The following is a 12913-nucleotide window of genomic DNA, read 5'->3' as shown; positions in this document are numbered from 1 at the left end:
TAAAGTGATGCGGTTTTAAACCTTTGTGACACATTTTGCGACAAAGAGACTTTTTAAGGAGAAGTTTTATGTCGAAAAAGCTAATAATATTCATCGCCCTCATAATATGGATAGTCCCACAAACAGTAACAGCTCAGCAAATCCTACTCACTAATGGCACCTTACTTGACCCAAGCAATCAAAGCGCTCGCAAACAACATTTGTTGTTAGACGACAATCAAATAATAGGCCGGTTTGATGAAATGCCTGAAAACTTTACAGGCACAAAGATAGATATCAGCGGCAAGTTTGTGCTACCGGGTTTTGTAGATATGCACACTCATGCATTTGGCAATCGAGCGCCCAACACAGTGACAGAAACAATGGGGCCGAGTACCACGGCACAAGTTGTACTTCAAGCAGGAGTGACTGGGCTCGTTGATTTGTTTGGCAATGAACAAAAACTCTTTGAACATCGTCGCTTGCAACAACAAGGGCTTATTGGTGGTGCCGATATTTATGCCAGCTTATCATGCTTAACTGCGCCGGGGGGCCATTGTTCACAATTTGGAAAAACACGTACCATTGCAAATGAACAAGAAGCAATTGAGCACATAACAGCATTAGCCAAAAAGCAGGCGGATGTGATTAAGCTGGTTAGCACCGTGGGCGGAAAGTTACCATCGCTCTCACCTCAATTGCTAAAGTTTGCAGTTAGCCAAGCCCACGCGCATGGCCTTAAAGTCATCGTTCACATTCATACCCTCGCTGATATTGAAAGCGCCATTGCTGCCAACGCTGATGCCATAACTCACTTACCTGATGATGGCACTATCTCTGAACGTCTAGCACAAAAATTATCAGAGCATGGTGTGGTTGTGATCCCAACGCTTGCCTGTGATACCGATGAATACGAGTTTTTATTTTCAAATACACTTGATGCAAAGTTGGCAGCAAAGGTGACGGCGCCCAGAATCATTGCGGGCTATCGACAGAAGGCCTCTCAAATGACAAATGAACAGAAGCGAAATGCCAAGCAAAGAACACTCAAGTACTACCAATCTATTAAACATCTAATTGCTGCTAATGTGCCATTACTCTCAGGTACGGATGCCGGAAACTATGGTACTTTACAAGGCTTTACCCTACACCGTGAGCTTGCTAAGTTCGTCGCTGCCGGTTATAGCCCATGGCAGGCTCTTGCTAGCGCAACGAGTGACTCTCGCCTGTTTCTGGGTAAGCCAACTGACCTAGACGCTGGTGCACAACCAAGCGTTGTTATTCTAAATAATTCACCTATCGAAGATATAAATAATACGCAAACTATATTTGCAGTAATTCATAGAGGAGTATACAGAAAAATAAAACTGTGAATTATTGCAGGGTTTCATATTTAGTTTACTTGTTATTATCCCTTTGAGCGAAAAGCAAAAGGAAATTGCAATGAACTTAAAACTAAAGAAGAAACCAGTTAAATCGTTGTCTAATGATGGTAAAACCTACCTAATAATGTAACTCAGAAGGTTGCGGGCGGTATATCATTTTCTCGATGGCCAACCGATTATAGAATGTGTGGTGAGCCGGATTGACTTTTGTTAAAAGTGAAGCCTTTTAAATGTTTTAAAATAACGGATTGTGTTTTTGAAAATATAAACTTATGTTAAATAGTTGCTTTTTATTTGCCTTTTATAAGGTGTTTTGGGTGGGCTGGGCGTTGTCAAATAATTATAACCTCAGCCAGTAGGCATTTAAAGAATGATTATAAAAAAGGAAGTGAAATGAACTTAAAACTAAAAAAGAAACCAATGAAGTCTCTATCCAATAACGATAATCAGCTACCCATTGGTGCAATAAAACAGGTTGCAGGCGGTAGCTTGTCGTGGCCAAGTGGACCAAGAATCTGTCGAGGGGATCCGGACTAATTATGAGTTTACTTTTATTGATAGAGAAGCACTTAGGTAGTTCCTTCTGTTATGGGCAGCAATGATCCTGCTATGAATAGCATGACATTTTATGGCTAGAAGAATAGTTTTTTCCGAACAACTTTACGATATTCACTGGGTGTTTGATTAAGGCGTGCTTTAAATATGCGAGTTAACAAGCCTTGCGAATTGAACCCAACAGATAGTGCGATGTCTTGAATAGACAAGTTACTGTTGGCGAGTAACTCTTTAGCGCCTTCAAGGCGTAAGGATTGTAGATAGTCGGCTGCTGTCTGACCCGTCGCGGCTTTAAATCGTCGATTGAACGTACGTTGGCTCAAATCGAACTGTTTGGCGACTTGTGTCAGTGATAACTCATTGCTGTAATTGTGCTTTAGCCAGAACTGAATAGCAGCTATTTGTTCATCTGGGTGCTTATCAACAGCGCCTTCCATATAGCGCTGATCTTCGTATGGCTTGCGAATTTCATGAGAAAAGTTTTGTTGTACGTGATTGGCGGCGGCTTTGCCGTAAAGTAAGGAAATTAAATGAACGATGACGTCCGCTAAGGCATTTAGGCTGGCAACGGTATAAATTCTCTCCGACTGTGTGATGAAAAAATCGGGTTTCAAATTGACTTTGGGGTAATTTCGCAGGAATTGCTTGGCATAATGCCAGTGAGTAGTGGCTGGGTGACCATCTAGTAATCCAGACTCCGCTAAAAAGCACACTCCAGTTCCTACGCCAATGAGTGTTGCACCGTTAAGCCAACTCAACTTTAGTTCTTGAGCTAGTTTGGAATTGTGGCGAATGACCGGCCTCGGATTTCGCCAGATACTTGGCACAATGACATAGTCTTGTTGGGTTACTTGGGTCAAGTCGCCATTTGGAATGATTTGCATACCAAGTTCATTTTCGTGTGGCGTATTGTGCTCACTTAGCCAGGACAGCTTCAATGGACGAAAAGCTTCACCCAAATGCCTTTTGGCATAGGCTTCTCCGGCACGTAGCATTTCAGCTGGCATTGTTACACTGGTTAAAAGCATGTGCTCATAGAGAGTAAAAGCGATACAAATAGGAAGTTTCATCTGGTCATACCATTATATTTTGGCGAAAAAGTCATGATATTTGGCCATTATTGTATTATTTAATCTTAAACTTACCACTAAAATCAGTGGTATTGTTAGTTTTATAGAACGAACCATATGACAGCATTACCAATAATCGTTGGCATGGGGGGCATTAACGCCGCTGGGCGTACCTCATTTCATCAAGGGTTTCGTCGCATTGTATTAGACAAGTTGACTGAAAAGGCGCGAAAGGAAACATTTTTAGGCTTAGCCACACTGATGAATCTTGTGTCTTATCAAGATGGCAGTTTGGTGCTACAAAAAGATGGCACTGTGATAACAGCGGAGAAAATCGAAGCATTACTTGGTGAGCAAATTAAAGCAGGTACTTTAATTCGTAAAATTGAAAATAACCACTTTGATGTAGACGCAACTCATTGGCAGCAAAAGCTCACAATAAAAGGCCATGATGAAGAAGGTTTAAAGTTTACCTGCCGCAAAAGAGATTTGCCATCTCCGGTGCCTTCAACTTGGCGTGTAGAGGATATAGACAATAAAACGGTTGCAGTGCAGGTTCCTGATCAACTGGATGTCAAACACGATAGCTATAGAGACAATCCCATTAAAGCGGCAGGGCAGTTTCCGACAGGTTTTGAGCCTGCGAAGATGTATAATAGCCGATATCAGCCAAGGGGTTTACAGGCCACTATATTTGCAGCTACTGATGCCGTGCGTTCTACTGGGTTAGATTGGCAACACGTTATGAACAGTGTTAGGCCTGATCAAATCGGTACTTATTCAGCATCAATTGCTGGGCAGATGAACGATGAAGGGTTTGGCGGCCTTGTCAAAGCGCGCATGAAGGGGGAGCGTGTTAGTACCAAGCAGCTAGCACTAGGTCTAAATACGATGTCTACAGACTTTATCAACGCCTATGTAACGGGCAATGTGGGCACAACCTTCACTACTTCTGGCGCCTGTGCCACTTTTTTGTATAACTTACGCGCTGCAGTGAATGACATTCAGGCTGGTAGGACGCGTGTTGCCATTGTGGCAAGTGTTGAGTGTGCTCTAACGCCAGAAGTGATTGAAGGCTTTGGTACCATGGGGGCACTTGCTAATGAAGATGGGTTGAAAAAACTCGATAACACAGATCAAGTCGATCATCGTCGCACCAGCCGCCCATTTGGTGAAAATTGTGGCTTTACCATAGGCGAAGGTGCTCAAGTTGCGATTCTTATGGATGATGAGTTGGCATTGTCGCTTGGCGCTGAAATCATGGGCTCTGTTGTTGATGTATTTGTTAACGCAGACGGTATTAAAAAATCAATTACCGCGCCGGGTCCAGGTAACTATATTACCATGGCAAAGTCAGTCGCATTGGCAGAGCAAATTGCAGGTCGAGACGCGTTGCAAACTCGCAGCTTTATCTTGGCTCATGGTTCTAGTACACCTCAAAACCGAGTCACCGAGTCTTTAATTTATCATAAAGTTGCGCAAGCATTTTCTATCAATGGCTGGAAAGTTGCGGCGCCCAAAGCATATGTGGGTCATACAATTGCGCCTGCAAGTGGTGATCAGCTGGCGATGGCTCTTGGCGTGTTCAGTCACAACATTATGCCTGGTATAACCACGATAAATAAAGTTGCGGACGATGTTTACAGCGAGTATTTAGATATTCGGACAGAGCATTATGAGTGTGAAGATATGGATATTGCATTTATCAACTCTAAAGGCTTTGGTGGCAATAATGCAACAGCAACTGTGTTGTCACCGAAGCAAACCATAAGTCTGTTAGAGAAGCGTTATTCGAGGGATGTATTTAGCGAGTATGAGAATAAACTTAGTGATACCAAACAAGCTCAGACGCAATATCAACAAGCGGCAGACTTGGGGCAGTATGAGTTAATCTACCGTTTTGGAGAGGGGCAAATTGATGAATCAGGTTTGCTGATCAGCAAAGACTCACTCACTATCCCTGGTTTTGAACAAACAATATCGTTAACCGGTATTAACCCATACACGGACCTCAGCTAGAAAGAATTGTTAAGCAAAGTAGGGCGCTCATAGGAAGAGCGCCTTTTTTATTTTTATATTATCGAAATCTCTGAATAAATAAAAACCAGTAGATACAGTTATTTAATTAGATGGAAATTTAACCTTTTAAAGTCACTCAAGAGGTCTTTTTTACAGTTACATTATTTCTTCATTTACATACCATGTGCTTAGTTTTTAAAAGGAGAAAATATGAAAATTAAAGCTAAAAAAGAAAGCGGTAAAATCTCTAATTTCAAAAGAAAATAAAATGCCAATAGAAGCAACAAATGAAATTGCTGGTGCAGGTTGGTGGAGTAGAATTAGAAGCTGTAATTTATGTTATCCAGATTAGTTAATGAAATCTTTAAAAGGAGCGTATAAAAGCTCCTTTTTTGTATTTTGAAATTGGATAGCTGTTAATTGTTACAGGTTTATTTCTTTTGGATTTTTTCTTATATTTAAGTTGGTTATTTTAAATAAAAGGATAAAAGCCATGAAATTAAAACTAAAAAAGAAAGCTGTAAAGTCTTTATCAGCTAAAGAAAATAAACTACCAAAAGATGTTACTAATCATGTTGCTGGTGGTGTTAGTTACAGTCTATGGACAGCCTTCTGTGAGCCAGATTGATTATTGGCTACAACATCAAAAGAAAGAAACGTGTTAACGTTTCTTTCTTTTCTCTTTTCATAGCACCCTTTCTTACAATAATTGTGGCACTTTGAGTAGATTTTCGCCATGGCAAGCTTACTATAAAGCTAAGCCATCTTGGTTGGTTTTGTTACTCATCGCTTATGACTTTCTATAACAACAGTCTATTTTTTCGTCGCTTGAGTTTTAGGCGTTATCTTGATGCTCTTGGGGACACAATTCTTTAAACCGGCCTTGCGATAGAATATGCTCCATGGTGAGTGTTTTTTGAACTATTTTAATATATTCAAAGGCGCTGCTATCTGGTTGAAAGTTATGATTTACAAATAAAAATTCAGCTGCCATTTACTTTTGTGTGTGAAGCCCTAAACTAAAAGAGTCTGTAAGAAGAGCGGTTGCAAGTTGTATTGACTGATTATCAAGCTGAAATAAAAAACAGATTTATAGACAGTTTGGTTGGTTTATCTTAATTACAATATTCAAGGCATTATATTGTCGCTGTAACTAACATAAACCCATCATATGCCACTTAGTTCAGAGCGCTGTACAGCAATGAAAGCGGTTTAGGCTAGAGAGGTTTTGCTACGTGCCATTTTATGTTTGTAGAGACTTTTTTAGCTGTGCTGATATTGCTGTTTGGCCTTTTGTTACAAATCCTAGCAAGCGTAGGGCTTCGAATTTTCTAACCCTAAGCTAAATAGGTTGCAACTGCGCTTTTTACGGTTTCTTACCGAGCTGGTGGAACTCGCATACATAGACTAAAAATGTTGTGAGAAAAGCTAAATATAAAACCAAGCTTGGTGTCGTATCACGATGAAAATCAAGAGGGTATCATGGGTAATCACCACGATAAGTATAGCATCGACAATACCGACTACACGGTTGGACAGGACAACGTCCAAAAGTGGGGGTTTGATGTACATAACCCCGTTTTTGGGGTCAGTGCGGGTTTAATTTTGGCATTTTTAATCGCCGTTTTACTCGTAGATTCCGAAGTGGCTAAATCCACCTTAGATGGTGTTAAATGGAGTATTATAGGTTCCTTTGACACACTTTTTATGTGGTCAGGGAATTTGTTTGTTATTTTCTGTTTTGTCTTGGTCATCTCACCGTTTGGTAAAATTCGCCTTGGTGGGGTGAATGCCAAGCCCAGTTACTCAACGCTCTCATGGTTGGCAATGCTGTTTGCTGCGGGCATGGGAATTGGCTTAATGTTTTGGGGAGTGGCCGAGCCTGTTGCCTATTACACGGGTTGGTATGAGACCCCACTTAATGTCGAGGCAAATACGCCAGAGGCCGCACGTATGGCGATGGGGGCAACCATGTACCATTGGGGATTACACCCTTGGGCTATTTATGCCGTTGTTGCTTTGTCATTAGCATTTTTTGCCTATAACAAAGGCTTACCTCTATCAATTCGTTCAATCTTTTATCCGATTTTAGGCGATAGAGCTTGGGGTTGGCCGGGACATGTGATTGATATTCTTGCTGTGTTGGCAACTTTGTTTGGCCTAGCAACTTCACTGGGCCTTGGGGCGCAACAGGCTGGTGCTGGCATCGAGCATGTGTTTGGTTTAGAGCTCGGGCTAGGCCTTGAGATTGGCGTCATTGTAGGTGTCACAATGCTGGCAATTATTTCGGTGGTACGTGGTATTGATGGGGGTGTTAAGGTACTCAGTAACACCAATATGATCATTGCTTTTGTACTGCTCCTGTTTGTAGGTATTGTAGGCTTTGCGATTGCGATGGGAAATATTCCAACTACCCTGATGGCTTATGCAGAAAATATCATTCCACTGAGTAACCCTCATGGCCGGGAAGACGAAGCATGGCTGCAAGGTTGGACGGTATTCTATTGGGCTTGGTGGATCTCATGGTCACCGTTCGTTGGTATGTTTATTGCCCGTGTTTCAGAGGGTCGAACCATTAGAGAGTTTATTACGGCAGTGTTATTTATACCAACATTAGTGACAGTCGTTTGGATGTCTATTTATGGTGGTATTGCTATTGATCAAGTTCAAAATGGAGTTGGTGTGTTGGGAACAGAAGGGCTAACACAAGTTCCACTGGCGATGTTCCAAATGTTTGAAAGCTTGCCTTTGAGTAATGTTTTGTCAGTTATAGCTATTGTGTTGGTTTTAGTATTCTTTATTACTTCTTCTGACTCCGGTTCGTTGGTAATTGATAGCATAACAGCAGGGGGTAAGATTGATGCACCCGTACCACAGCGCATCTTTTGGGCCAGCTTAGAAGGCGCGATTGCGGCGACATTGCTTTGGATTGGTGGAACTGAGGCTATTGAAGCTCTGCAAGCAGGGGCTGTATCCACAGGTTTGCCATTTACATTTGTACTGCTATTGATGTGTGTGAGCTTAATCTTAGGATTAAGAACGGAGCCAAAAGGCGGTTATTGATAGCGAGTTAATAAGTCATAAAAAGGCGAAACTCAGGTTTCGCCTTTTTACTTTTTAAGAACCTAGTGAAATTAGCACCACACATCTTTGATCATTTTTGTTGGCGATAAGCAATACTGAGATTGTGCCTGTAGCAGTTCAGCTGTTGCCAGTGCATCTGACAATGCATGATGGGCTTGATAAAAGGGCAGTCCATAACGTTTTCTACAGTCCGCTAAACGTAAAGATGGAATAGGCTTTGCTGTGAGTCTATCAAGCCAGCTTCTATGTTTGTTAATTGCCATCTTTTCGATTTCCATGGTATCAATGACGGGAAACTCTATGCCTTCGCCTAATCGTGTCATCAAAGCGGTATGGAAAAACGTTTTTTCTATAAATTGATAATGCACTACGATGATTCTACCTTTTATGGTAGCTAATATCTCTTCAAGCACATCTGCTAAATCAGGGGCTTGCTCAATTTGAGAGTGAGTGATTCGATGTAATATTATCGACTCTTCCGCTAAGGCGCTACGCGGCTTTACGAGCCAATGTTTGGCTTGCGCACAGCGAATTCGCTTTAGGTCGAATGGCACGATACCAACGCTTACAATATCATCTTTGCTAGGGTCTAGCCCTGTGGTTTCAAAATCAAGGGCAGCAAACTCACAATCCTCTAGCGCACCAAACGGGTCAGGCACGCCTTGCTGATAAAAATTAATCAACCGAGTATCTTTTGAAATGTCTGCCAAGCGCTGAAAACGACTTTGCCACGATATAATTTTGCCTTGCATAGTTAATCCGTCTGTTTCATATCATTTAGCCGCGTGCTATTTTATTTTCGCTTTATTTTGATATCTAAACTTCAAGAAGCTCTGTGCTTTGTCTAATACACCAAAGGCCTCTTTGAGATTGCGCTGCTCAAATTCTGAGAGGGTCTCAGGTGCGAGGCTATTGTCGGGTTTGCTACCTTGTTCGATTTGCCAAGATTGATGCCTAATTCGCATAATCGCAATATATTCCAAAGAAGCGCGTAGATCTTGTACTTTTCCTTTGGGCAGAATGTTAGCTTCATCAATGTCATCTAGTCTTTCGAATGAGTTTTGCTTGCGTGAGCCGACAGCTAAAGCGTGAACCCGCACTAAATCAGACAGTGGTGCTGTACCACGGCGCTTGATGTTCATTGAGTGCTTGTGCTGACCATCTTGTTCTAGCACGAAACCGTTGAAAAACCCTAAAGGAGGTGTTCTTTTTAGTGCATTGTATGCCATAGCAGCTAAGAAGTTTGGTGTTTTTTGCGCCTTTTTACTGATAAATGCACTTAACTGCTCGGCCCACTTCAGTTCGCCCCAAACACCTTCTAGGTCGAAAAAGATAGAGCTGTTGAGCAACGCTTCAGGTTTTGGGTTTTCTATCCAATCTTGAAACTGGTTTTGCCATTGATCAAAGGTTAATCGCCAAGCTGGATTACTTGCCATAATACCACCATCGCAATATTTATAGCCGCAATTAGCGAGCCCATCACAGACAAACTTGGCGAGCTTCTCAAAATATGCACCGTGTTGCTCGATTTTATAACTGTTATGCAATATCAAAGCATTGTCTTGGTCGGTCACTATAAGTTGCTCATCTCTGGCCATAGAGCCTAATGCGATAAAGCAGTAGGGGATGGGAGGGGGGCCAAGTTTAGCTTCCGCCAGTTCAAGCAGTTTATGCTTAAATGTTTTCCCTATGACAGACATGGCTGAACCTATCATATGGGAATTGGCATCTTCATTGACCATGCGAGTAAATATGGCGTCAAGGTGCTTGGAATATTTTGCAAGGTCTTCAACGCTTTGTTGCTCCATTAAGCCCTGAACAAACAACAAGCTGCTTTGTGATTCATAACGTAAAATATCAGACAGCGTCAACATACCGATAGGCTTGCGCTTATGTACGATTGGCAAATGGTGTACGCTGTCTCTGAGCATTAACATCATGGCTTCAAAAACATAGGCATTTGAGTCGATAATCACCACATCTGTAGTCATGATGTCACTGACAGGGGTGTCGTAGGGTAGACCTTGTGCGACGACTTGCGTACGCAAGTCTTTATCGCTTATCAATCCTACGACTTGCGCATCATCTTCTTCTGGGTCTTCCATCACAGGTTTTGCTGGGTCGTAAATTAAAAGCGACGAAACTTGCTCCTTTGCCATCATTTGTGCCGCTTGTTGTACTGTGCTGTTACGATCAACATATACAACATCGCGTAAAATCAGCTTGGCGACTTTGGCAGTGGTCATATCATTGCTGTCAGCGTGTTTTGACACGGTCATTTTTAAGTGAGCGTTGTCATCCGCTTCAAAATAGTCGGCGAAAAACTCGAAATCATTACAATATTCATCAAAAATATCGACCGGAATACAATACACCAATGTGTCTTCTAGCGTACTTGCGTCAAAACGCACCTTGCGATTCATCAACAAACCACGATGTCCAAAGATTCCACCGGTTGAAATACGGTGATAAAGCTCACCGGAACGTCGAGAAAGCTCTACTGCACCAGAACGCACAATATACAGATGTGTGATTTGTTGACCGTACTTAAAGATCTCACTGTTCGAGCGATAGTAACTCACCTCAACACTACTAGCCAGCGAGTTCAAAGCGTCGCTAGGGAGAACTGAAAAAGGGGGGTAAGCTTCCAAGAATCGGGCAATTTCCTGATGTTCAACTTCCATGGTTTGCCTTGATGTAAAACGATAATTAATCTTATTGTGGAAGACGGCGGGTTAATTTGCAACGGCAAGTATGCTTCATGGCATAAAGTAGCCTTATTCGTATACAAACAGCGTTGCTGGCAAAAGGGAGCAAGAGGCCATAATCGCTCCCTTTAGAAATTAAAAATGTTTGGCGTGAAATCGCAAGTGCTCATCTATAAAGCTACTGATGAAAAAGTAGCTGTGATCATAGCCTTCGCGCATATTTAAAACAAACGGATAGTTGACTTGTTCAGCTGCTTTTTGCAAAGACCAAGGTTGTAGTTGCTCTTCCAAAAAGTTATCCGCATCGCCTTGGTCAATTAATATTGGGGTTTGCGCATCAAATTGCTGATTTAGCATCAAAGCGGTGGCATCGTACTGTTGCCATTGCTTGGTATCAATGCCGAGATATCCAGTGAATGCTTTCACTCCCCACGGACATTGCATTGGATTACAGATTGGACTGAATGCCGATATACTTGAATAGCTTTGGGCGTTACGCATGCCTATCACTAACGCACCATGACCGCCCATTGAATGACCACTGATGGCTTGTTGCGTCGTGACAGGAAAGTGGGCCTGAACTAGTTTAGGAAGCTCAGAGGCAATGTAATCATACATTTGGTAATGAGTTTTGTATGGCGGCATGGTCGCATTGACATAAAATCCAGCGCCAAGCCCAAAGTCATAACTGCCTTTTGCATCATCTGCGACGTCATCCCCTCTGGGGCTGGTGTCAGGTGCAACAATGGCAATTCCTAGCTCATTGGCAAGCTTGAAAGCGCCTGCTTTTTGCATAAAGTTTTCATCAGTACAGGTCAATCCTGACAGCCAATATAAAACAGGGACTTTGTTACCCTTATTAACAGCTTCGGGTAAGAAAATAGCGAATGTCATGTTACAATGAGTGGTTTCGCTGGCATGGCGGTAACGCTTATGCCAGCCGCCAACCACTTTGTTGCTGGCGACTAATTCCATGGTGCTTCCTTTACTTATAGTGTACGACAGAGCGAATGCTCTTACCCTGATGCATTAAATCAAACGCTTCATTGATGTCTTCTAACGCCATTGTGTGAGTGATAAAGTCATCAAGCTTAAATTCACCTGCCATGTAGCGTTCAACGATTTCTGGTAGTTCAGAACGGCCCTTTACACCACCAAAAGCACTACCACGCCAAACACGACCAGTGACTAATTGGAATGGACGGGTGCTGATCTCTTGGCCAGCACCTGCGACCCCTATGATAACTGACTCACCCCAGCCTTTGTGGCAACATTCAAGGGCTGAACGCATTACATCTACATTACCAATACATTCAAAAGAGAAGTCAACGCCACCGTCTGTCATCTCTACTATCACTTCTTGAATTGGCTTATCATACTCTTTTGGATTGATAACATCTGTAGCACCAAGCTTAGTTGCTAATGCAAATTTGCTTTCGTTGATATCAATCCCAATGATACGGCTAGCGCCAGCCATAGTTGCACCAATAATGGCCGATAGGCCAATACCACCTAAACCAAAAATAGCCACGGTATCACCAGCTTGTACTTTTGCGGTGTTCATCACTGCGCCCATACCTGTGGTAACACCACAGCCCAGCAAGCAGATTTCTTCCAAAGGAGCCTCAGGGTTAACTTTGGCAAGCGAAATTTCAGGCAATACGGTGTACTCAGAGAAAGTTGAAGTACCCATGTAGTGATAAATAGGCTCTCCGTCTTTGTAGAAACGTGTTGTCCCATCTGGCATCAAGCCCTTGCCTTGTGTCTCTCGAATCTTCTGACACAGATTAGTCTTGCCTGATGTACAGAACTTACACTCGCCACATTCAGGGGTGTAAAGCGGTATAACATGGTCGCCTACTGACACACTCGTTACGCCTTCACCAACAGCTTCGACGATGCCAGCGCCTTCGTGGCCAAGTATTGCAGGGAATACGCCTTCAGGGTCTTCACCTGAAAGTGTAAAAGCGTCTGTATGACACACGCCAGTGGCGGTGATTTTAACCAATACTTCGCCTGCTTTTGGCAACATAACATCCACTTCTTCAATACTAAGTGGCTGACCTGGACCCCAAGCGATAGCAGCTTTTGATTTGATAAATTCAGACATATT

The 12913-nt window shown here is 42.5% G+C and carries 10 protein-coding genes; 5 read left to right on the top strand and 5 right to left on the bottom strand.

Annotation, left to right across the window (positions count from 1 at the left end; translation table 11 throughout):
• The first annotated feature begins 68 nt into the window (after positions 1–68).
• Together BET10_RS18060 and BET10_RS21625 are read left to right on the top strand one after the other, a co-directional pair.
• On the top strand, positions 69–1352 hold the full coding sequence (locus BET10_RS18060) for an amidohydrolase family protein (protein ID WP_070987071.1): 1284 nt from the start codon (positions 69–71) through the stop codon (positions 1350–1352).
• Positions 1353–1757: 405 nt separating this feature from the next.
• A complete protein-coding gene (locus BET10_RS21625; RefSeq protein ID WP_170829178.1) occupies positions 1758–1901 on the top strand; it encodes a hypothetical protein in 144 nt (47 codons plus the stop codon).
• Positions 1902–1996: 95 nt separating this feature from the next.
• On the opposite strand, the gene BET10_RS18055 is transcribed toward BET10_RS21625, so the two are convergent.
• On the bottom strand, positions 1997–2989 hold the full coding sequence (locus tag BET10_RS18055; protein ID WP_070987070.1) for a GlxA family transcriptional regulator: 993 nt from the start codon (positions 2987–2989) through the stop codon (positions 1997–1999).
• Positions 2990–3106: 117 nt separating this feature from the next.
• Here BET10_RS18055 and BET10_RS18050 point away from each other — a divergent pair, with 117 nt between their 5' ends.
• The 3 genes from BET10_RS18050 to BET10_RS18045 all read left to right on the top strand — a co-directional run bounded on the left by BET10_RS18050 (position 3107) and on the right by BET10_RS18045 (position 8071).
• Positions 3107–5008 carry a beta-ketoacyl synthase gene (locus BET10_RS18050; RefSeq protein WP_070987068.1) on the top strand — a complete coding sequence of 634 codons (1902 nt, stop codon included), beginning with the start codon at positions 3107–3109 and terminating at the stop codon, positions 5006–5008.
• A 493-nt stretch (positions 5009–5501) separates the two neighbouring features.
• Positions 5502–5636 (top strand): hypothetical protein, encoded by a 135-nt coding sequence (locus BET10_RS22005; RefSeq protein ID WP_275423275.1) that lies wholly within the window; start codon positions 5502–5504, stop codon positions 5634–5636.
• Positions 5637–6490: 854 nt separating this feature from the next.
• Positions 6491–8071 (top strand): BCCT family transporter, encoded by a 1581-nt coding sequence (locus BET10_RS18045; protein WP_070987066.1) that lies wholly within the window; start codon positions 6491–6493, stop codon positions 8069–8071.
• A 71-nt stretch (positions 8072–8142) separates the two neighbouring features.
• Here BET10_RS18045 and BET10_RS18040 read toward each other — a convergent pair whose 3' ends face one another.
• The 4 genes from BET10_RS18040 to BET10_RS18025 all read right to left on the bottom strand — a co-directional run bounded on the left by BET10_RS18040 (position 8143) and on the right by BET10_RS18025 (position 12910).
• Entirely contained in the window at positions 8143–8844 is a 702-nt protein-coding gene (locus BET10_RS18040; protein ID WP_070987064.1) for a 3'-5' exonuclease, read from the bottom strand.
• Between the two features lie 36 nt (positions 8845–8880).
• Complete coding sequence (locus BET10_RS18035) at positions 8881–10776, bottom strand: DUF294 nucleotidyltransferase-like domain-containing protein (RefSeq protein ID WP_070987063.1); 1896 nt, start codon at positions 10774–10776, stop codon at positions 8881–8883.
• A gap of 159 nt (positions 10777–10935) precedes the next feature.
• Positions 10936–11775, bottom strand: a complete 840-nt coding sequence (fghA, locus tag BET10_RS18030) for an S-formylglutathione hydrolase (RefSeq protein ID WP_070987061.1) — start codon at positions 11773–11775, stop codon at positions 10936–10938.
• A 10-nt stretch (positions 11776–11785) separates the two neighbouring features.
• Positions 11786–12910 (bottom strand): S-(hydroxymethyl)glutathione dehydrogenase/class III alcohol dehydrogenase, encoded by a 1125-nt coding sequence (locus BET10_RS18025; RefSeq protein WP_070987059.1) that lies wholly within the window; start codon positions 12908–12910, stop codon positions 11786–11788.
• Positions 12911–12913 lie beyond the last annotated feature (3 nt).

The organism is Pseudoalteromonas amylolytica (assembly GCF_001854605.1).
Classification (GTDB): Bacteria; Pseudomonadota; Gammaproteobacteria; order Enterobacterales; family Alteromonadaceae; genus Pseudoalteromonas; species Pseudoalteromonas amylolytica.
Note: the sequence above shows the minus strand (reverse complement) of the source record. Positions and strands in the feature narration are given on the sequence as shown.